Here is a 21623-nt window from a genome sequence, read left to right as displayed (position 1 = left end):
CTTGAGAGATGACGGGGATAGTCCCTATCGTGTGGCACGGTGATCACACCCTAAGGAGCGGTCATGTACTACGGTTTTGACATGGGCGGCACGAAAATCGAGTTGGGCGTGTTCGACGCGGAGTTGAACAAGGTGTGGCAAAAGCGGGTGCCGACCCCGCGCAATAATTATGACGATCTGCTCACGACGCTGGTCGATCTGGTGCAGGAAGCCGACGCACAGGTCGGCGTGCAGGGGAAGGTGGGTATCGGCGTACCGGGTATCCAGAATGAAAGCGGGGCGTTATTCACCGCCAACCTGCCTGCGACGATGGGAAAACCGCTGCGTATTGATTTGTCACAGCGCTTGCAGCGTGACGTTCGCATTAGTAACGATGCCAACTGCTTCGTGCTGTCTGAGGCTTGGGACGCGGAATTTCGTTCCTATCCTGTCGTGTTAGGATTGATTTTGGGCACAGGACTGGGTGGTGGCTTGGTGATTAACGGGCGTCCGGTCGACGGACGCAACGGCATCGCGGGTGAGTTCGGCCACCTCCGCCTGCCATCCGATGCGTTGGATGTTATTGGTGTGGATATCCCCCGTGTGAAATGCGGCTGTGGGCAATCCGGCTGTATCGAGAATTATATTTCCGGCCGTGGTTTTGAATGGCTTTACGAGCATCTGTATGGCGAAGCGCTGCCTGCCGTGACGATTATCCGGCACTATCGTGGCGGAGAAGAAAAAGCGCTGGAGTTTGTCGACCGTTTTATGGATTTGCTGGCGGTCTGTCTGGGCAATCTACTGACCCTGTTCGATCCGCATTTGCTGGTATTGGGCGGCGGGTTGTCGAATTTTGATGAGATTTATCAAATTTTGCCGACGCGTCTTCCTGCGCGACTGTTACCGATTGCGAAACTGCCACGTATCGAGAAAGCGCGTTATGGCGATGCGGGCGGCGTACGTGGCGCGGCATTGCTACACTTAATGGATAACTAGCTGGAGTAAGTATGTATACGCGTCAACGATTAGGGCGTTTTCACAAGGGAAAGCGACTGCGGCAACAGCGTCTTCGGGCGCGTATTTTCCATCGTGATTATCTGGCCGCAATCGAAGTGAAAAAGCCGCGCGTGGTGGTACTGACGGGCGCAGGTATTTCGGCAGAGTCTGGCATTCGTACCTTTCGCGCAGCCGATGGCTTGTGGGAAGAACACCGCGTCGAGGACGTCGCGACGCCTGAAGGCTTTCAGCGTAATCCCGAACTGGTGCAGGAATTTTATAACGCCCGTCGTCGTCAGCTACAGCAGCCGGAAATTGTGCCTAATGCCGCGCATCTGGCGTTGGCGAATCTGGAAGCGATGTTGGAAGACAATTTCCAACTGATCACACAGAACATCGATAATCTGCATGAGCGTGCTGGTAGCCAGCGCGTCATTCATATGCACGGTGAGCTACTGAAAATACGCTGTAGCCAAAGTGGACAGATTTTTGAGTGGACGGACGATCTGGCCGCTGGCGAACGTTGCCACTGCTGTCAATTTCCTGCGCTGTTACGCCCGCATGTGGTGTGGTTTGGTGAAATGCCGCTGTACATGGACAAGATTTACCATGCGCTGTCGCAGGCAGATTACTTTATTGCGATTGGCACATCGGGGAATGTTTATCCTGCTGCGGGTTTTGTCCATGAGGCTCATTCGCACGGTGCCTACACGCTGGAGCTGAATCTGGAGCCGAGTCAGGTAGAAAGTCAGTTTGATGAAAAAATTTACGGCCCAGCCAGCACGGTCGTGCCAGAGTTTGTCGGTGCCTGGCTGACGCGTGGTCAAAGCATCAAGTTTTAAACATCTAAGCGCCGTCAGAAAGATAAAACGTCATGAATCGTATGAGAATGGCGTTTTACCTTGCCGATCGTTGCCGCCGCAGCATTCATCAAGCTGATCGAAAGGCAACATGGCGGCGTGGTTAAAGAAACAATATTCACTTTCGCTACAGCGAGCATACGCAGCGCTTTCTGTCGGTGAAACCGCCTGTGGGTAAGGTGGTTGTTGGCTATCATGGTGTGATAGTGCATGACGTGACCGTATTCTATGAAGTGATAATGTTCGTCGGAAAAAGCCCAGCATAGCGTTACCTCACAACGTCTTATAAAGACAGATATATTAATGAGAGTTATTCTCATCAATGTAGGCTAAGCGTAGTCGATAATCCGCTGATGCGGGAATGACAATTGTCAAAATCTATATCCAAAATTGTTCTATAGCGCCGCAATGCTTCATCTTACAAAGCCTTGGCTTCATCAGTTCGAACAATCAGAATGTGCGCCGAGCTTCGGCAGCCAGTTCTTTCAGATAATTCAGATCGCACAATTCCACCTGATGGCCTCGATAGGTAATGTGGCCTTGTCGCTTCCAGTCGGATATCAATCGACTCAGCGTTTCACCGCGCATCCCTAATGACGTGGCGAGCTGCCCTCGGCTCACTGGTAATGTCAGATGCTGGGTTTGTTGAATGTGATGCTGCCGCAGTAGGTAATCTGCCAGACGCTGTGGCGCGGAACTGGAGGTCAGCCAGTCGATTTGGTTGATGGTCGAATAGAGTTTCTTGCCCAGATAATTCAGCAAGCGCAGTGCCAGTTCCGGGCGTTGCAAACAAAACTGGTGAATATCCTGCCGTGGAATCATCAGTGTATGGCCATCGCTCAGCGCGCGGATATTCATTGGGAAGCGACCGTGATCCATAAAGACGGCGGCGATAGCGACAAACTCACCACGTTCAAACTGCCCGAAAATTTTCTCATCTCCGCCATAGGTATGGCGAAAAGCCTGCAATTTTCCCGTTTCAACCAGTAAACAGTGCTGCATTTTGTCGCCTTCGCGAAACAGGACATCATCCTGCCGGAAAAACAGGCGTTCACTTTTTGCCAATAGCTCACACACTACATCGCCGGGTTCGTCGCGCATCCAGTCATGCTGAAACAGCACCTCGCCGTATTCATCGGGCGAGAGCGCCTTTTTGACAAATGTCATTTGCCCTCCCAGAGGCGGGTATTACCATTAAGTCGTTAAATGAAAATAATAATCACTTGCATGAATTCAGCAAGCAAAATCACGGCGTGCTGAATCGAAAATAGCGGAGCGTTTCCATGAAAGATAATACCCTCCCGGCGGCACAGGCGTTGGTTCTCCATGAATTAATTACCCCCACTGAACACGGTATCGCCAGTCGCGTGTTGGCCCGTACCGACGGCGGCAATGTTACGCTGTTTGCCTTCGATCAGGGGCAGGGGTTGAGTGAACACAGTGCGCCTTATGATGCACTGGTTATGGTACTTGAAGGTGAATTATTGCTGACGATCGGTGGCGAGCCTGTTATCGCACAGCCTGGCACGTTGGTACGTATGCCCGCCAATATCCCGCATGCCGTTGATGCGCAGCAGTCGTCACGTATGTTACTGACCATGCTGAAAACGCAGTAAATAGAGAATGCGATAACACAGAATGAAGGAGTGGCAGTATGAGCGATCATGAAGCTGGACATAAATTTTTAGCCCGATTGGGGAAAAAACGTCTGCGCCCCGGCGGCAGAAAGGCAACCGAGTGGCTACTCAGTCAAGCGGGGTTCCGGCAGGACAGCGTAGTATTAGAAGTCGCCTGCAATATGGGCACTACGGCGATGGAGATTGCGCGTCGATTTGGCTGTCAGGTTATTGGCGCGGATATGGATAAAGTCGCGCTACAGAAAGCGCAGGAAAATGTCGTAGCGAACGGGTTAGCCTCGCAGGTCACGATTATGCAGGCCAATGCGTTGGAGCTGCCGTTTCCCGATAATCACTTTGACGTGGTGATTAATGAAGCGATGCTGACGATGTATGCTGACAAGGCCAAGAGCCGCATTATTGCCGAATATTATCGCGTGCTCAAACCGGGCGGCCGCCTGATTACGCACGATATCATGCTGCTTTCCGAGAAAGATTCCGGGGCATTGCAAGCGGTGGAACAGATGCATAAAGCGATTAACGTCCATGCACAGCCGATGCTGCGTGAACGCTGGGTGACGCTGTTTCAGGCGTGTGGTTTTAGCAACGTTAACTACGATAACGGCGCGATGACGCTGCTGACGCCACAAGGGCTGATTTATGATGAAGGGGTAGCCGGTGCGGCACGTATCGTAAAAAATGCGCTGAAAAAAGAAAACCGCAGCATGTTCTTCAATATGTTCCATACTTTTCGCCGTAATCGGAAGCAGCTTAACTATATTGCGGTATGCAGCACCAAGTAATCGTCGTCTCCATTCTGATTGCGTAGCGGTAATAAGGAAAAAGCGTGTAAGGCAGGCGAAATCGTTTAACATACATGACAATACTTAATTACCGCCGGGTGATATCCCGCTAAAGCACGCGATGCCGTTACCTCATTACAGCCAGCTAAAACAACAGCAGTGCAGACGCGATCGTCGGAGTCTGGCTCTGCTGTTGGCGTTTCTTGCATTCACGTTGGTTATCAGCCTGTGCGCCGGGGAACGCTGGATTTGGCCGACGGCCTGGCTGGATGACGCGCAGCAGCTCTTTGTCTGGCAACTGCGTTTGCCCAGAACGCTGGCCGTGATGCTGGTAGGTGCCAGTCTGGCGATGTCGGGCACCGTGATGCAGGCTGTCTTTGATAATCCGCTGGCGGAACCGGGGCTGCTGGGTGTGGCAAACGGCGCAGGTGTGGCTTTAGTGCTGACGGTACTGTTGGGGCAGGGATTGCTCCCCGTCTGGATGTTAAGCCTGAGTGCCATCGCTGGTGCGTTGCTGATCACCTTTCTGTTACTCCATTTTGCCCGCCGTCATATCTCCAATACCCGTTTGTTACTCATCGGCATTGCGCTCGGGATTATCTGTAGCGCGGTGATGACCTGGGCGGTCTATTTCAGTACCAGCCTCGATTTACGCCAACTGATGTACTGGATGATGGGCGGTTTCAGCGGCATTGACTGGCGACATGGTTGGCTGATGTTGGCGCTATTACCGCTGCTATTGTGGCTGAGTCGTCAGGGTGCGGTGTTGAATGGACTGACGCTGGGTGAGATTCAGGCACGTCAGTTAGGTATCCCTGTCTATCGCTGGCGGACGATTCTCGTGTTGGTGATGGGCGTACAGGTTGGCCTGAGCGTGGCACTGGCCGGTATCATCGCGTTTATTGGATTGGTGATCCCACACATGTTACGGTTGTACGGACTGACCGATCAGCGTTATTTATTGACCGGATGTGCGTTGGCTGGCGGCGGCTTGCTGCTACTGGCGGATACGGTCGCGCGTGTTGCGCTACGCTCCGCCGAGTTGCCGATAGGCGTGGTTACCGCTACGCTGGGATCGCCGTGGTTTATCTGGCTACTATTACGCAATCGACTGTAGCGAGATGTCTTGTTCTATCCACTCTTGTTTATCACTGAAGGGAGCAAAACGATGAGCACTGAAATTTATGCCATTCCGCTGACCACCATCGATGGGAAAGCGACAACGTTTGAGGCGTTTAAAGGGCAGGTGGCTTTAGTCGTCAACGTCGCCTCTCAATGCGGCTTGACTAAACAATACGACGCGTTGGAAAAACTCTACGAAACCTATCGCGACAAAGGGTTGGTCGTGTTGGGATTCCCCTCCAATGAATTTGCAGGACAGGAACCGGGCTCGGAAGAAGAAATTCAGGAATTCTGCCGTGGGACGTTTGGTGTTCAGTTCCCGATGTTCAGCAAAATTGAAGTGAATGGCGAGAACCGTCACCCGCTGTACCAGTTATTGATTCGTCAGCAACCGGAAGCCAATGGAACCTGGAAAAGTGACTTTTTTGCCCGCTTGGTCAATAAAGGCCGTAAACCCAAGAATCCAGAAGATATCCTGTGGAATTTCGAAAAATTCCTGGTCGATCGTGAAGGTCGCGTGATTGAGCGTTTCGCGCCGGATATGTCGCCTGACCATGCCACCATCGTAAAAGCCATTGAAGATACGTTGGCAAAATAATTGACGCAGCAGACTTCCCCAGTATTGCAGTTGCGGCAGGCCAGTGTCTTGCCGCGTTTGTCGTCAACGACGGCGGAATTTTATCGCGGTGAGCTGCTGCACATCATTGGCCCGAACGGTGCGGGAAAGAGCACCTTGCTGGCAAGGGCGGCGGGTTTGCTGGCGGGAGAAGGTGACGTCTATCTTGCTGGCACGCCGCTGTCGGATTATACGGCAGCGGATCTGGCCGTGCGGCGCGCCTATCTGGCACAGCAGCAACCGCCGCTGGCGCTGATGCCGGTATTTCAGTATTGGCAACGGCATCAACCGCCGCTGGCTCAGGAACATGCGGTTGAAAAGGTGGTGCGCGTTCTGGCGGAACGCCTGATGTTAACCGACAAACTGGCGCGTCCGCTCACGCAACTGTCGGGCGGTGAATGGCAGCGCGTTCGGCTGGCGGCCGCGCTGTTGCAGATTTGGCCGACGCTCAACCCGCATGCGCGTCTGCTGTTGCTGGACGAGCCGACCAACAGTCTGGATGTGGCTCAGCAGGTGGCACTGGATGCGTTACTGAGCGAACTCTGTCGTTTGGGGATGGCGGTCGTGGTTTGCGCACACGATCTGAACCACAGCGCCCACCATGCGGATCGCGTGTGGCTGCTGTCGGCAGGGACTCTGGTGGCGCAGGGCGAAACGGCGGATGTCATGCTGCCGGACGTGCTGTCTCCTGTGTTCGGGGTCGCGTTTCAGCGGCACGTGGTGGATGGCAGAAACTGGATCATCACGCGCAGTGCCTGACTGTTGTCGCGAGGAGATCGCGTCGTTAGAAAATAGGAAAAATCGCCTTTACTTGCCAGAGGCCCCGATTAAACGCTAAATTAATCAATACCTAGCATTTTCAAACGCCAGAGGTTTATGGCCTCGGCGGTTTTATGGTAATCGCGATGATACGTTTACGACATGCTTTGATCCTCGCCAGCCTGATTTTGGTCGGCTGTAGCAGTAGTCGACATAATAATCCGCCGCCGAATGCGCGTCTGAGCGATTCAATCATGGTGATGGTGCAGCTAAACGATCAACTGGGGCAATGGTACAGAACGCCTTATCGCTATGGTGGTCTGGATCGTAATGGCGTCGATTGCTCTGGTTTCGTCTACCTGACGTTTCGCGATAAGTTTGGTATGCAATTACCGCGTACCACGGAAGAGCAAACCGAGCTGGGTGAGCGTATTGACCGTGAAAATCTGCTGCCAGGCGATTTGGTCTTTTTCAAAACGGGCAGCGGCAGCAGTGGGCTGCACGTCGGCATTTATGACAAAGATGACCAGTTTATTCACGCGTCCACCAGCCAAGGTGTCATCCGATCGTCGCTGGATAACGTATATTGGAAGCGGGCGTACTGGCAGGCTCGCCGCATCTAATTCCTTCCTTATTTTGTTTTGTTGACAGCATGGAGCTATCCACTCATGTCCTCTCTGCGTTTATTGATCTCCGACTCTTACGATCCCTGGTTTAATTTGGCTGTTGAAGAGTGCATCTTTCGCCAGATGCCCACCACGCAGCGGGTACTGTTTTTGTGGAGGAATGCGGAAACCGTGGTTATTGGCCGCGCTCAGAACCCGTGGAAAGAGTGTAATACCCGACGGATGGAAGAGGATGGCATCAAGCTGGCGCGGCGCAGCAGCGGCGGCGGGGCGGTCTTTCACGATCTCGGTAATACCTGCTTTACCTTCATGGCGGGCAAGCCGGAATACGATAAAAGCGTCTCAACGCAGATTGTTCTGGATGCACTCAGCGCGCTTGGGTTAAAAGCCAGCGCCTCGGGGCGTAACGATCTGGTGGTGGAAACCGCGGATGGCGTGCGTAAGGTATCCGGCTCCGCCTATCGTGAAACCAAAGATCGCGGTTTTCATCACGGTACGCTACTGCTGAACGCGGATCTCAGTCGTTTAGCGGATTATTTAAACCCAGATAGTAAGAAGCTACAGGCGAAAGGGATTACGTCCGTGCGTTCCCGCGTCGCTAATCTGATGGAATTGCTGCCTTCTGTCGATCATCAGGCGATTTGTCAGTCGGTGACGCAGGCCTTCTTTGATTATTTCGGCGAGCACTGTGAGCCGGAAATCATCTCGCCTTCCGCCTATCCTGATCTACCGGGATTCAGCGAACAGTTTGTGCGTCAAAGCAGCTGGGAATGGAATTTCGGTCAGGCACCGGATTTCTCGCATTTACTGGATAACCGCTTTATCTGGGGCGGCGTTGAATTACATTTCGATGTGGAGCGCGGCGTGATCGTTCGGGCGCAGATTTATACCGATAGCCTGAATCCCGCGCCGTTAGAAGCACTCGCTTCCACATTGCAGGGAACGGCGTATCGCCCGGAAGCCTTGGCGGCGGCGTGTCAGGCACAGATTACGGCTTTCCCCGAACAGCAAAACGACTTGCAGGAACTGGCTGAGTGGCTGGCGCAAAGTTTGCGCTAGACGTCCTGTCTTTCTCAACGAATCGATGACAAAGAAACGTAAGGAAAATAATACCCCTGTGTTTCCTCCGTGTTAATTTCAGTGCCATCCCTCTACACTTTCTATCTACCCGTTAATTGTTGTGTGGTGAGCGCGTGGCTCTCTTCACCTGAATAGAGTGGTATTAGAGAGACAGGATGCAGCAGACACCGTTATTCAAAAATCACTATTTTGACCAACTGCCGGGGTTCTACACCGCGCTACAGCCGACGCCGCTGCATGGCGCTCGTCTGCTTTATCACAGCGAAGGTCTGGCTACGGAGCTTGGCTTATCTTCTGACTGGTTTACGTCAGAACAGGATGCCATCTGGAGCGGCGAGCGTTTGTTGCCGGGAATGGCACCGCTGGCGCAGGTTTATAGCGGCCATCAGTTTGGCGCGTGGGCCGGTCAGTTGGGGGACGGGCGCGGCATCTTACTCGGGGAACAACAGCTAGCGGATGGCCGTAGCGTGGACTGGCACCTCAAAGGTGCGGGGCTAACGCCGTATTCGCGCATGGGCGACGGTCGTGCGGTGCTGCGCTCAGCAATACGTGAATTTCTGGCCTCGGAAGCGATGCACCATCTGGGAATTCCCACCACGCGGGCGCTGACGATTGTTACCAGCGAACATCCAGTGCAGCGTGAGCAGGAAGAAAAAGGGGCAATGCTGCTGCGCGTGGCAGAAAGCCATGTACGCTTCGGTCATTTCGAGCATTTCTACTATCGCCGTGAACCAGAAAAAGTGCGTCAGTTGGTGGAGTATGTGATTGCCCGCCACTGGCCGCAGTGGGAAAACGACGAGCGGCGTTATGCGTTGTGGTTTGGTGATGTGGTAGAACGGACTGCCCGGCTGATTACGCATTGGCAAGCGGTCGGATTTGCGCACGGCGTCATGAATACGGACAACATGTCGATTTTAGGGCTGACCATCGACTATGGCCCTTACGGCTTTTTAGATGCTTATCAGCCCGATTTCATTTGTAATCACTCCGATCACCGTGGGCGCTATGCGTTCGACAATCAACCCGCCGTGGGACTGTGGAATTTGCATCGGCTGGCGCAGGCACTGTCGGGGCTGATGGACACTGAAACGCTGGAGCGCGCGCTTGCCCGCTATGAACCGACGTTGATGCAGCACTACGGTACGCTGATGCGCGCTAAGCTGGGCTTATTTACCGCGAGTGCTGAAGATAATGACGTATTGGTTGGGCTGTTACGCTTGATGCAGCAGGAAGGCAGCGATTACACCCGCACATTCCGCCTGCTGGCAGACAGCGAGAAGCAGGCATCACGCTCGCCGCTTCGTGATGAATTCATCGACAGGGCTGCGTTCGATAGCTGGTTTGCGACCTATCGCCAGAGGCTGATGCAGGAAGAGCAGGGCGATGAGGAACGTCGTCGGTTGATGAATGCGACGAACCCAAAATATATTCTGCGTAATTATCTGGCACAGATGGCGATTGAACGGGCGGAAAGTGATGACATCAGTGTGCTGGCGCGTTTGCATCAGGCGCTATGCCAACCGTTTGATGAACAGCCGGAGAAGAGCGATTTAGCGGCGTTACCGCCAGAGTGGGGCAAGCATCTGGAGATTTCCTGCTCCAGTTGAACCGGAGCAGGGGGGACTTGGCTATTGCCGCAGATAAACCTGCGGAATGGTGTAGTCAGGATGTGAACCGACGCTGAGATCGGCGCGATACCAGTGGGTCAGCGTGTCTGCCTGTAGCACTTGCGCAGGCGTGCCTTGTGCGACCAGCTTTCCTTCGTGCAGCAGCAGAATGCGATCGGCATACAGCGCGGCCAGATTCAGGTCATGCAGGACGCAGCATACGGATAACGGCTGTTCGCGTGTAAGCTGCTTGAGCAGCCGTAAGAGGTGCTGCTGATGGTACAGATCCAACGCCGAAGTCGGTTCATCGAGAAACAACCAACCTGGCGTCGGTTCTGGATGCCACAGCTGTGCCAGCACGCGAGCCAGTTGCACCCGCTGCTGCTCTCCGCCGGAAAGCTGACGATAGTCGCGCGTAGCCAGTTCCAGACAGCCCGTTTGCGCCATGACCTGCTGAATAACATCATCATTTTTCGGGTAGCGCCCATGAGGGGAACGCCCCATCGCAACGACATCCCGCACGCTAAACGCAAACGCCATGCCGCTATGTTGACGCATCACCGCGCGCGTTTTTGCCAGCGCGCCGGGCTGCCAGTGCGAAAAAGGCTGTCCGGCTAACAGGCACTCGCCTTCATCTGGCGTCAAATAACCGGTTAGTAAACGGAGCAGGGTGGATTTCCCCGCACCGTTAGGGCCGATAATCGCGACGATTTCCCCACTGTGCAGTTCCAGAGAGACGTCATCCGTCAGGTAGCGTCCGTTGGTCTGAAAGCGTAGATGACGTGCGACTAACGTCCGGTCGAGCGCTGAATCAGTCATTGCCCCGCCCTTTATGCTGAACGATCAGCCATAAGAAATACGGCCCGCCAATTAGGCTGCTTAACAGCCCAACGGGCATTTCTGCCGGAGCAAGCAGCGTGCGTGCCAGCGTATCGGCGAACAACAGCAGACAGGCACCGCCGAGGATGGAACCGGGAATGAGCCAGCGATGATCGGCACCCAGATGCAAACGTATCAGGTGCGGAATGATTAGCCCGACGAATCCGATCACACCGCTTACCGCCACCGCCACGCCGACCAGCAGCGAACTGAGCAGCAGCAGAATGTGCTTGGTGCGCTTCACGTTGACGCCAAGGTAATGCGCTTCTTCATCCCCTAACTGTAACAGGTTCAGACGTCGTGCATAGTACAGCGTCGCGATCATGGCTGGGATGGTCAGCGTGCTGGCAACCAGCAGCATTGGCCACTGTGCTTGCCCGAGGCTGCCCATACCCCAGAGTGAAAACTGGCGTAGCTGTTGGTCGGTGCTGATGTAGGTCAGGACACCGATCAGCGCGATACACAGTGCATTGAGCGCAATACCTGCCAGTAATAGCCGGGTTAATCCACCCTGTTCGGAGCGGCTGAGGATGAAAATGATCGCTGTAATCGCCAGACTACCCGCGAAAGCGGCGAACATCGGGCCGTAAAGCGCCAGCAGAGGGGGAAGGCCGAGCGGCAGCACGATAGTCAGCGCGACGCAGAGCGCGGCACCGCTGCTGATCCCAAGTAGACCAGGATCGGCCAGCGGATTACGAAATAACCCCTGCATAATCGCGCCAGAACAGGCCAGCGCGCCACCGACGAGGATCGCCAGCAGCACGCGGGGCACGCGGATATTCAGCCAGATATGCCAGATCGGATCGTCAAGCGGCGTTTGCCATAACATCTTGAGCGATAGGGTTAGCGCGCCCATGTTGGCGGCACCCACCATCAGTGCCACCATCAGTAACAGCAGCGCGATCAACCACGTGCGCGGGTGAAACCGTGGTGTCATTTTATCGCTTCAGCTGTCTGACGCAGCGTCGCCATGAGAGTCGGGGTATCGAGCGTAAAGCCCAGCATTGCCATATCATCGACCACTAACAGACGCTTGTTCTTGCCAGCAGGCGTCAGTTCCAGACCGGGTAATTTCCAGACTTGTGCGTCGCCGCCCAGCGTTTTCAGCCCCTGACTGGAGATCAGAATCAGATCCGGTGCGCTGGCAATCACGCCTTCCTGCGACAGCGGCTGGTAGCGTTCAACGTTCTGCATGGCATTTTTCAACCCGGTATGGCGGATAATCGTGTCCGCTGGGGTGTTTTTGCCTGCGGCCATTGCGGTCATGCCGCCGTGGCTGAGAACGAACAGCACGTTAACCGGCAGCGGTGACGTTTTGACTGCTGCCAACTGCTGCTGATAGGTTTCCGTCAGTTTTTTCCCTTCGCTGTCTTTGCCCAGCGCCTGTGCGATGACCCCGATTTTCTGCGGCACCACGTCCAGCGAAGGCTGTGCAGGAACGTGAATCACTTTGGTACCGCTGTCCGCCACCTGCTGCAAGATGAGTGATGGTTGGGACAAATCGCTGGCGACCACCAGAGACGGTTTCATTGCCAGAATACCTTCGGTGTTAAGCTGGCGCATGTAGCCCACATCAGGCAGTTTCTTCACCGCTTCCGGGTGCAGGCTGGTGCTGTCGCGCGCAACCAAATCTTTCTCCGCGCCCAGCGCATAGATGATTTCCGTGACGTCGCCGCCGATAGAAACGATACGTTCGGCAGCAGACACCCCCAGCGGGAGTGTCAATAACAGGGGGAATAGCCAGTTTTTCATGCGGCGAGATCCTTATGCGGTTTCAGGGCATCGATCTGGTCGCGCCACTGCTGTTGTTCCGGCGTGCCTTCGGTACGTTGCCCAAAGAGTTGTGCAATTTGAGAGCCGTCTGCGGCATAGAGTTCGAGGCTGGTCACAATACCGTCGGCTGTCGGTTTACGCGTGATCCAACTTTCTGCGATCGCGCCTTCAATCAGATGCAGGGTGAAATCTTTATTAAAGATGTTAATCCATTCCGCATGCTGCTCCATACGCTCTACACGCTCAAGCGTCCCGGTGAAGATTTGCACACAGCCACGGTTACCGACAAATACCATGATCTCGTTCTGATCTTCACGTGCGGCAAACAGAATCTGTGACAGTGCATCGTTTTCTACACGGTAGGCCAAATCGTCAGCGACCGAGTTAAATGCCTGCTGACGTGTCAGATTGTAACGCTTGAGCAGGATGAAGAAGTCATGTACGTCCGTCATCGCACGCCAGTCTGCTTCAAACTGAGGATTATGGGCAACGACCTGCTCGGCTGCGGCGTTGTTGCCTGCCGGACGAAGTGCCAACGCGGGGTTGTCGCTGCTGGTAAATTTCTCAACGAATAGCTGCCAGGCGTTCATGTCCGTGGTGTCGGTCGTGTAGACCTTCAGAATGGCATCACCTTGATGATCGAAAAATTGAATGCTCTGGCGCTCACCGCGTGCGGTATTTTCACGCAGCGCAAAGGCGGAAGCCCATTGAGAAAGGAACAAACGCAGATCCAACTCGCGCGGGTTGAGGATAAGACCGGCATGTCCATCCAGCGTCTGATTTTGATAGTAGCCGGTATGTTCATGCACGGCGTACTCGTTGCGGGTGATCGACTTGGTATTACCAACCTGCTCCAGTGCACTGAGCCACACTTTGGCGTCACCCTGTAGGCGCTGCGCATCGTGTTCAACACGGGCGTGCGTCAGCTCCGCTTCGCTGATGCCGAGTAGCGCTGCCAAATCACGCGCGTATTTACGCGGATGCTCAACTTTAGCCTGGAGGTATTGTTGGTAAATAGACGTCTGCATCGGGTTCCCTTAATCGTTGTCGTAGAAATTATAGCAATGAATGAGAATCATTTTCATGTAACAAAAACGCAACCTCAAGTGAAGTTTTCTTAATAAGTGGAATAAGGGGAATCGAGATCGGAATTTAGGCGCGGCGAGATAGCGGGAAAGGTGGCTGGAAAGAAGGAAAACGGCTGGCACCGTACCGGAGAAGGCATGTGCCAGCGCGTATTGTGTTAAAAACGACTGTCGACGGCGCTTGCCAAACGCGCCAACAGCGTTTCGGTATCCTGCCAGCTCAGGCAAGGATCGGTAATGGATTGCCCATACGTCAATGCCAGAGGATTAATGGCTGACTGGTTGCCTTCGATTAAGAAACTTTCCGCCATGATGCCCGCAATGGCGCGTGAACCCGCGCGAATTTGCTGGCAAATATTATCGGCAACGTCGAGCTGACGGCGATGTTGTTTCTGACAGTTAGCATGGCTGAAATCGATCACCAGATGCTCGGGCAGAGAAAATTCGCTGAGATGCGCACAAGCGGCGGCGATATCTTCCGCATGATAATTCGGCTTTTTCCCGCCACGCATAATAATGTGGCCAAACGGATTGCCCTGGGTTTTGTAGACGGACATGAAACCCTGCTTATCCGGCGAGAGAAACATGTGCTGGGCACGCGCGGCACGGATCGCATCGACAGCGATACGCGTATTGCCGTCTGTCCCGTTTTTGAAGCCGACAGGGCAAGACAGTGCAGAGGCCATTTCGCGGTGGATCTGGCTTTCGGTGGTTCTTGCGCCAATCGCCCCCCAGCTAATCAGGTCGGCAATATATTGACCGGTGACCATATCGAGGAATTCTGTGGCGGTCGGCAATCCAAGCTGGTTGACGCCTAGCAGCAGGCGGCGCGCAATCTCCAGCCCTTCATTCACCTGAAACGTGCCATTAAGCGCAGGATCGGAAATCAGCCCTTTCCAACCTACGACCGTGCGCGGTTTTTCAAAGTAGGTGCGCATGACGATTTCCAACCGATCCTGATACTGCGTGCGTAGCGCAGCCAGACGGCGTGCATAATCTAATGCGCTGTCGGTGTCATGGATGGAACACGGGCCAATCACGACGAGTAAACGGGGATCGTGGCCGGAGAGAATCGCTTCAATTTTTTTGCGTGATGAGGACACATTTTCGGCAACGTCAGGGGAAATTGGGAGTCTGGAAAGTAACGTTTGGGGCGTAACCAGACTCTCGATGCGCGCGCTCCGCAGTTCATCTGTTTGTAGCATGTTTTGTCTCTAAATACGGTCAAGCCGAAAATTGGTTGTCATCGAAAAAACGTGGATATGGCGGTATTTTCAGGCAATGTTTCCGACTAAATGGGTTGCTTCGCAGCGGCGAAATGCCGGGAAGTGATGGTGCACACAATAAACGAAATAGCACACATTACAACCATATTAGGCCAAAGAATCCATTATGTACTAGTACATTCTTCGGCTCATGCCGAGGATATCGATAATTTTGGCGGAAATTTCCTCAACGGAATAATTGGTGGTATTGAGATATTTAATCTGATGCTTGCGAAATAGCGCTTCAACTTCGCTGAGCTCCATGCGGCACTGGCGCAACGACGCATAGCGGCTATTGCCCCGGCGCTCTTCCCGAATGGCTGCCAGCCGTTCGGCATCAATGGTGAGCCCAAATAGCTTGTGCTGGAAAGGCTTCAACGCGTCAGGCAGGCGTAAGTTATCCATATCATCAGCAATAAAAGGATAGTTAGCGGCACGAATACCGAACTGCATCGCCAGATACAGGCTAGTCGGTGTTTTACCGCAGCGTGACACGCCGAGCAAAATAACCTGAGCCTGATCGAGATTGCGCAGCGAAATACCGTCATCGTGTGCCAGCGTGTAGTCGATAGCCGCGATACGCGCGTCGTATTTGCCCAGATTATTGGCAGTCAAACCGTGAGTGCGGTTAGCAACGGGCGTCGGAGGAATATTTAATTCTTCCTGCAAGGGCGCAACCAGCGCTTGTACAATATCCTGACAAAACCCGTCGCTGCTGGTAATAATGTTACGAACGGTGGGGGTGACGATGGAATAAAACACCAGTGGGCGAACACCGGTTTGCTGATACAACGTATTGATTTGTTCGCACACCGCTTTAGCGCGGGCTTCACTTTCAACGAAGGGCAAGGTATAGCTAACCGTGTTGACGGGGAATTGGGATAAGACGGCATGACCCAATACTTCAGCCGTAATCGCCGTACCGTCCGAGACATAAAATACGCTTCTTTCCACATAACCTCCTGATGATATTTCCGACAGTTCAACACGTTAATCTCGTCAAAAATTGTGTTTTGTGAATACTTTTATTAAAACGCCATTTCATTATCTTTATGATAAAGAATACTAATCTTCTACGATATTGGATTTTTACCGCATTAGGCAATCATTCGCCATGAAATCAGTTTTTTTTCATAGGTTGATCGATTCACCTGTCCATGTTCATCAAAACGCTATGCTAACCTGATTGCGTTGAGGCGATTCTCAACCGAACTCTTTCATACCCTAATTGTATGCAGAAAGGATTATTTTCGATGTCCAATAACGGCCCTGATTTGCGTAATGTCCTTTGGTATAACCAGCTCGGTATGCACGATGTTGAAAGGGTAGGGGGCAAAAATGCCTCTTTGGGTGAAATGATCACCAACCTTTCAGATTTGGGCGTAGCCGTTCCCAACGGTTTTGCGACAACGGCGCAGGCGTTTAATGATTTTCTTAATCAAAGCGGGATCAACCAGCGCATTTATGAGCTGCTCGATCGCACCGATATTGACGACCTGAGCCAGTTGGCCAGCGCGGGCGCGCAGATTCGCCAATGGATTATTGATACGCCGTTCCAGCCAGCGCTGGAGAAGGCAATCAGTGATGCCTATCAGCAACTGGCTGATGGTGAAAAAGAGGCGTCATTTGCGGTGCGTTCTTCTGCCACGGCGGAAGATATGCCGGATGCGTCCTTTGCAGGCCAGCAGGAAACCTTCCTGAACGTGCAGGGTATTGACGCGGTAATGGTCGCGGTGAAACACGTATTTGCGTCGCTGTTTAACGATCGCGCGATCTCCTATCGCGTACATCAGGGGTATGACCACCGTGGTGTGGCGCTGTCGGCGGGTGTACAGCGTATGGTGCGTTCCGATCTGGCTTCCGCAGGCGTGATGTTCACCATCGATACCGAATCCGGTTTTGATCAGGTGGTATTCATCACCTCGGCTTACGGTTTGGGTGAAATGGTGGTGCAAGGGGCGGTGAACCCCGACGAATTCTATGTTCATAAGCCGACCTTACAGAACAACAAGCCTGCTATCGTGCGCCGTAACATGGGATCGAAAAAAATCCGTATGGTGTATGCCGCGAGTCATGAACATGGCAAGCAGGTACGGATTGAAGATGTGCCATCAGAACAAACGGCGCGTTTTAGCCTGACGGATGATGAAGTGCAGGCGCTGGCGCGTCAGGCACTGCTGATTGAGAAACACTATGGGCGCCCGATGGACATCGAGTGGGCGAAAGATGGCCACACCGGCAAACTCTATATCGTGCAGGCACGTCCAGAAACGGTACGCTCCAACGGTCAGGTTATGGAGCGTTATCACCTGCCAGCGAGCGGCACGGTGCTGGTAGAAGGTCGTGCGATCGGCCACCGTATCGGCGCGGGTGAAGTCAAAGTGATTCAGGACATCAGCGAGATGCACCTGATCAACGCGGGCGACGTGCTGGTGACGGACATGACCGACCCAGACTGGGAACCGATCATGAAGAAAGCGGCGGCGATTGTGACCAATCGCGGCGGACGTACCTGTCACGCGGCGATTATCGCACGCGAGCTGGGCATCCCAGCTGTCGTGGGCTGTGGCGATGCGACCGAACGTTTGCGCAAAGGGCAGAAAGTGACGGTCTCCTGTGCGGAAGGCGACACCGGTTATGTGTATCAGGATCTGTTGGACTTCTCTGTGAAGAGTTCACAAATTGATGAAATGCCTGCATTGCCGCTGAAAATCATGATGAACGTGGGTAACCCCGACCGCGCGTTTGATTTCGCCTGCTTGCCAAACGATGGCGTCGGTCTGGCGCGTCTGGAATTCATCATCAACCGCATGATTGGCGTGCACCCGCGTGCGCTGCTGGAATTCGATCAGCAAACTCCTGAACTGCAACGCGAAATTAAAGCGCTGATGCAGGGTTATGACGATCCGGTGGAATTCTACGTAGGTCGTCTGGTGGAAGGGATCGCGACGCTGGCAGCGGCATTCTCGCCGAAGCGTGTCATCGTCCGTTTGTCAGATTTTAAATCGAACGAATACGCCAATCTGGTCGGCGGCGAGCGCTATGAGCCGGAGGAAGAAAACCCGATGCTGGGCTTCCGCGGTGCTGGCCGCTACGTATCGCCAGACTTCAAAGCCTGTTTTGCACTGGAGTGTGAAGCGGTCAAACGCGTGCGCAACGTGATGGGGCTGAAGAACGTCGAGATCATGATCCCGTTTGTTCGTACCGTGGCGCAAGCGGAAGCGGTGATTGCCGAGCTGGCAAGTCAGGGTCTGCGCCGTGGCGAAGACGGCCTGAAAATTATCATGATGTGCGAGATTCCGTCCAATGCGCTGTTGGCCGATGAATTCCTGCAACACTTTGATGGTTTCTCCATCGGTTCAAACGACATGACGCAGTTAGCGCTGGGTCTGGATCGTGACTCTGGCGTGGTATCGTCACTGTTTGATGAACGCAACGATGCGGTGAAGGCGCTGCTGTCGATGGCGATTAAAGCGGCTAAGAAACAGGGTAAATACGTCGGTATTTGCGGTCAAGGCCCGTCAGATCACGAGGATTTTGCGATCTGGCTGATGGAGCAGGGCATCGATAGCCTGTCGCTTAACCCAGATACCGTGGTGCAAACCTGGCTGAATCTGGCTGAGCACAAGTAATCCGTACTGTGGATGCCATGACGCTCGGTAGTTAGCGAGCGGTCACGGTCGCCAGCGATGTCAGATTTTAGGGGAAACACGGAGTGAGGTTCCCGCAGGGATACCTCACTCCGTGGTCGCCCCGTGTATCTCGCTCTTATCACGATGGGGCTGCCGTTGGCCTTGGGGTTTCTTACTGTGCCGCAATCAGGAAGGATTTGAACTGTGGCGTCATCACTGCGCTAAAGCCCTTATCCGTTTTGGTAATCAGATAAACCGCCAACCCCTGCTGTTCCGCCAGCTTCAACGCCTTCTCCGTTCCCAACACCATTAAACCCGTATCCCAGCCATCGGCTTCCAGCGCGGTTGGCGCAATCACGGTCGCAGAAACCAGCTGATGAGTAATCGGCCTTCCTGTTTCGGGATCGATAACGTGAGAATAGCGCTTGCTGTCTTCCTCAAAGTAATTCCGATAGCTGCCGGAGGTACTGATCGCATAACCCTGCAAATTCACTGCCGCCTGTGCTGCATTTTCCTGATCGGTTGGCTTTTGGATCGCCACGCGCCACGGTGTTCCCTCTGCGTTTACCCCTCGGCTGGAAATTGCGCCGCCGACAGAAACCAGATAATTGGTGATCCCTTTACGCATCATAAGCTGTGCGAGAATGTCTGCACCGTACCCTTCACCCAGCGTGGAGAGATCGATATACAAATCCGGGAGATCTTTCTGAATCCATTCCCCTCGTTCTGTACTGAGCAGGTGCAGATGATTAAGCCCGATATTTTCCCGTGCTACATCGATCTGCTGTTGGCTGGGAATTCGCGTGGGCTGCTTCTGCGGGCCGAATCCCCAGAGGTTAACCAGTGGGCCGACGGTGATGTCCATTGCACCGTGCGTGGCGTTACCGATACGGAATGCGGTCAGAATGATATCAGCCATGCCATTGCTGATGGGATGGAGATCCATCCCTCGGTGCTGATTAAAACGCGACAGCACGGAATCATTACGGTAGGTGGAAATCTCGTTATTAGCCTGCTCCAGCAGCGCATCAATTTCCCGTTGCAGTTGTGTCTTATCTTCGCTGACAGTGCCACTAATTTTTACGCTGTAGAACGTCCCCATCGTTTTACCTTCAATGGTTAATAAAGGACGCTCTGCTGTCGGTGTTGAATTATCGCAGGCTGCCAGAAGGCTGAATAAGCCACAGAGTAATAATCTCTTCGCGGCGAGAGGCATCATGAAAAACTCCTGAAAAATGGAACTGAGGGTTTGCTGACAGGAGAGTAACAAAAAAGGGATAAGGCGCAATGGAATGGTAGATAAATGAAAGGAAAAAAAAGCCCATCTCAGGGGATGGGCAAAGACTACACACAGCAATTCGTTACTAGCTCTGACGAGGAGGAAACCTTATTGACAAACAGTAGGTTAATGCTAGCTCCGGTATTTATCCTATGGATAATGCCTTATTTCGTCATTAAGAATCATCCTAATAGTTAATCATCTTTTAAGAATCGACCTCTCAGTGTTTTTACATTGTCAATAATACTGGTGCATTAGAGGAATGATATCAAAATTTTTAGGATTAATCCCTAAGAATAGAGGGGTAATCATTAGCTATTTTTACCTATTGGACAAGATATAAAGGCGTGACGACGACGAAGCAGGATTGAACGTGAGGAACAGGTGGGTGGTAAGCACCACCCACGGGATGAAAATACGGTGCTTACTGCGATGACTCTTTATTCGATGTACTGATGGTGTTAACGGAGAGGATTCCCTGTGGTTCGGGGATTTCGCGCATCCAGGCAAACAACAGACGGTAGGAAACGGCGAGGACGACTGGACCAATAAATATCCCAATCATGCCAAAGGCCAACAACCCGCCAATCACGCCTGAAAGAATCAGCAACATAGGAAGATCGGCCCCCATTCTGATTAATACTGGGCGAATAATGTTATCAATGGTGCCAACGAAACAGCTCCATACCAGCAGGATGGTGCCACAGGTGGTATCACCCGTCCAATACAGCCAGATAATTGCAGGAATCAATACCAGAAGTGGCCCCAACTGCGCCAGACAACACAGAAACATCAGAACGGTTAATAGTGTGGTGTAAGGGAGCCCGGATAGCCCCAGACCGACTCCGCCTAACACCGATTGCACGATGGCCGTTACCACCACGCCCAGTGCGACGGCACGAATTGACTGTGCTGCCAGGATCACCGCGGCATCGCCGCGCTCTTGTCCCAGCCGAATAGCGAAATGTCGCACAGCCTTCGCAACGGCTTCACCCTTGTAATAGAGCAGGGCGCTGAAGATCAGCATCAGAGAGCAGTGCATCAGAAAACGGCCGATATGCGCAGCCTGTGCCACCAGCCAGGTCGCGGTTTTACCAAAATAAGGTTGCACCTTGGCGAACAAACCGCTGCCGCCGCTTTGCAACAGCGTCTGCCAACTGTTGAATAACTTCTCTCCCACTAAAGGAATGGATGTCAGCCACTCCAGCGTCGGTGGCGAAAAGTTTTCCTGCCTGGCTCCCCAGCTCATTAGTGCCGAGCTATTATCCACCACGCTACTGACGAGAACGGCAATCGGCACAATAAATAGCAAGATGAGTAGCAGCGTCATGACAAGCACCGCCAGAGAGCGTCGCCCCCAGAGTAGCGCTTGAAATTTGATCAGCATCGGCCAGGTGGCAATCACCACCATACATGCCCAGGCAAATCCCAGAATAAAAGGTTGTACCACCCAAAAGCAGGCAATAATCATGATGGTAATAAACACCAGACTGAACAGGTTTCTGGCCAGATCAAATCGTGGTGGCTGAGAATATTTGCTCAACGAATCGTTCCTCAATAGCAAAAGAAAAGGCTGAAGGTGGGGCAGTTTAGGCGGCATGGCATAGTCACTACGTCATCATGAGATATTTCAGGGTGTTTTGACA

At 53.3% G+C, this 21623-nt stretch carries 20 protein-coding genes and 1 other RNA gene; 11 read left to right on the top strand and 10 right to left on the bottom strand.

Annotation, left to right across the window (positions count from 1 at the left end; genetic code table 11):
• The first annotated feature begins 63 nt into the window (after positions 1-63).
• Both nagK and cobB read left to right on the top strand, forming a co-directional pair.
• Positions 64-975: an N-acetylglucosamine kinase gene (gene nagK / locus AACH44_RS12125; protein ID WP_261848427.1), complete on the top strand. Its 912-nt coding sequence runs from the start codon at positions 64-66 to the stop codon at positions 973-975.
• 11 nt (positions 976-986) lie between these two features.
• Positions 987-1817 carry a Sir2 family NAD+-dependent deacetylase gene (gene cobB, locus AACH44_RS12120; RefSeq protein ID WP_261848426.1) on the top strand — a complete coding sequence of 277 codons (831 nt, stop codon included), beginning with the start codon at positions 987-989 and terminating at the stop codon, positions 1815-1817.
• Positions 1818-2285: 468 nt separating this feature from the next.
• Here cobB and AACH44_RS12115 read toward each other — a convergent pair whose 3' ends face one another.
• Positions 2286-3002, bottom strand: coding sequence for a Crp/Fnr family transcriptional regulator (locus AACH44_RS12115; RefSeq protein WP_261848425.1), 717 nt, complete (start codon positions 3000-3002; stop codon positions 2286-2288).
• A gap of 116 nt (positions 3003-3118) precedes the next feature.
• Here AACH44_RS12115 and AACH44_RS12110 point away from each other — a divergent pair, with 116 nt between their 5' ends.
• The 8 genes from AACH44_RS12110 (at position 3119) to AACH44_RS12075 (ending at position 10064) form a co-directional block, all read left to right on the top strand.
• Entirely contained in the window at positions 3119-3451 is a 333-nt protein-coding gene (locus tag AACH44_RS12110) for a cupin domain-containing protein (protein WP_261848424.1), read from the top strand.
• A 38-nt stretch (positions 3452-3489) separates the two neighbouring features.
• Positions 3490-4254, top strand: coding sequence for a class I SAM-dependent methyltransferase (locus AACH44_RS12105; RefSeq protein ID WP_261848423.1), 765 nt, complete (start codon positions 3490-3492; stop codon positions 4252-4254).
• A gap of 121 nt (positions 4255-4375) precedes the next feature.
• The gene (gene btuC / locus AACH44_RS12100) at positions 4376-5371 is read left to right on the top strand and encodes a vitamin B12 ABC transporter permease BtuC (protein WP_261848422.1); all 996 of its coding nucleotides are present in this window, start codon (positions 4376-4378) and stop codon (positions 5369-5371) included.
• Between the two features lie 51 nt (positions 5372-5422).
• On the top strand, positions 5423-5974 hold the full coding sequence (locus AACH44_RS12095) for a glutathione peroxidase (protein WP_261848421.1): 552 nt from the start codon (positions 5423-5425) through the stop codon (positions 5972-5974).
• Entirely contained in the window at positions 5975-6751 is a 777-nt protein-coding gene (gene btuD / locus AACH44_RS12090; protein WP_261848420.1) for a vitamin B12 ABC transporter ATP-binding protein BtuD, read from the top strand.
• Between the two features lie 146 nt (positions 6752-6897).
• Complete coding sequence (locus AACH44_RS12085) at positions 6898-7374, top strand: NlpC/P60 family protein (protein ID WP_219607087.1); 477 nt, start codon at positions 6898-6900, stop codon at positions 7372-7374.
• Between the two features lie 45 nt (positions 7375-7419).
• A complete protein-coding gene (locus AACH44_RS12080; RefSeq protein ID WP_261848419.1) occupies positions 7420-8436 on the top strand; it encodes a lipoate--protein ligase A in 1017 nt (338 codons plus the stop codon).
• 176 nt (positions 8437-8612) lie between these two features.
• Positions 8613-10064, top strand: coding sequence for a protein adenylyltransferase SelO (locus AACH44_RS12075; RefSeq protein ID WP_261848418.1), 1452 nt, complete (start codon positions 8613-8615; stop codon positions 10062-10064).
• 21 nt (positions 10065-10085) lie between these two features.
• Here AACH44_RS12075 and AACH44_RS12070 read toward each other — a convergent pair whose 3' ends face one another.
• From AACH44_RS12070 to ppsR, 6 genes are all read right to left on the bottom strand, one after another.
• On the bottom strand, positions 10086-10883 hold the full coding sequence (locus tag AACH44_RS12070) for a heme ABC transporter ATP-binding protein (protein WP_211024134.1): 798 nt from the start codon (positions 10881-10883) through the stop codon (positions 10086-10088).
• On the bottom strand, positions 10876-11880 hold the full coding sequence (locus tag AACH44_RS12065; RefSeq protein WP_261848417.1) for a FecCD family ABC transporter permease: 1005 nt from the start codon (positions 11878-11880) through the stop codon (positions 10876-10878). The genes AACH44_RS12070 and AACH44_RS12065 overlap by 8 nt, the downstream gene beginning before the upstream one ends.
• The gene (locus AACH44_RS12060; protein WP_261848416.1) at positions 11877-12695 is read right to left on the bottom strand and encodes a heme/hemin ABC transporter substrate-binding protein; all 819 of its coding nucleotides are present in this window, start codon (positions 12693-12695) and stop codon (positions 11877-11879) included. The genes AACH44_RS12065 and AACH44_RS12060 overlap by 4 nt, the downstream gene beginning before the upstream one ends.
• On the bottom strand, positions 12692-13744 hold the full coding sequence (locus AACH44_RS12055) for a hemin-degrading factor (RefSeq protein WP_338659253.1): 1053 nt from the start codon (positions 13742-13744) through the stop codon (positions 12692-12694). Before AACH44_RS12055 ends, AACH44_RS12060 begins: the two co-directional genes overlap by 4 nt.
• A 215-nt stretch (positions 13745-13959) precedes the next feature.
• Positions 13960-15006, bottom strand: a complete 1047-nt coding sequence (locus tag AACH44_RS12050; RefSeq protein WP_338659252.1) for a 3-deoxy-7-phosphoheptulonate synthase — start codon at positions 15004-15006, stop codon at positions 13960-13962.
• A gap of 192 nt (positions 15007-15198) precedes the next feature.
• Positions 15199-16020 (bottom strand): posphoenolpyruvate synthetase regulatory kinase/phosphorylase PpsR, encoded by an 822-nt coding sequence (gene ppsR, locus AACH44_RS12045; protein WP_014700375.1) that lies wholly within the window; start codon positions 16018-16020, stop codon positions 15199-15201.
• Positions 16021-16319: 299 nt separating this feature from the next.
• On the opposite strand from ppsR, the gene ppsA reads away from it, so the two are divergent.
• Positions 16320-18698, top strand: a complete 2379-nt coding sequence (gene ppsA, locus AACH44_RS12040) for a phosphoenolpyruvate synthase (protein WP_338659251.1) — start codon at positions 16320-16322, stop codon at positions 18696-18698.
• 172 nt (positions 18699-18870) lie between these two features.
• Here ppsA and apbE read toward each other — a convergent pair whose 3' ends face one another.
• From apbE to ydiK, 3 genes are all read right to left on the bottom strand, one after another.
• Positions 18871-19917 carry an FAD:protein FMN transferase ApbE gene (gene apbE / locus AACH44_RS12035; protein ID WP_261848412.1) on the bottom strand — a complete coding sequence of 349 codons (1047 nt, stop codon included), beginning with the start codon at positions 19915-19917 and terminating at the stop codon, positions 18871-18873.
• 90 nt (positions 19918-20007) lie between these two features.
• Positions 20008-20119: antisense sRNA RprA (rprA, locus tag AACH44_RS12030), an RNA gene on the bottom strand.
• 282 nt (positions 20120-20401) lie between these two features.
• Positions 20402-21520 carry an AI-2E family transporter YdiK gene (gene ydiK, locus AACH44_RS12025; RefSeq protein ID WP_338659250.1) on the bottom strand — a complete coding sequence of 373 codons (1119 nt, stop codon included), beginning with the start codon at positions 21518-21520 and terminating at the stop codon, positions 20402-20404.
• Positions 21521-21623: the final 103 nt, after the last annotated feature.

The sequence above is a fragment of the Pectobacterium araliae genome (assembly GCF_037076465.1).
GTDB lineage: Bacteria > Pseudomonadota > Gammaproteobacteria > Enterobacterales > Enterobacteriaceae > Pectobacterium > Pectobacterium araliae.
This window is presented reverse-complemented; position numbering and strand designations above follow the sequence as displayed.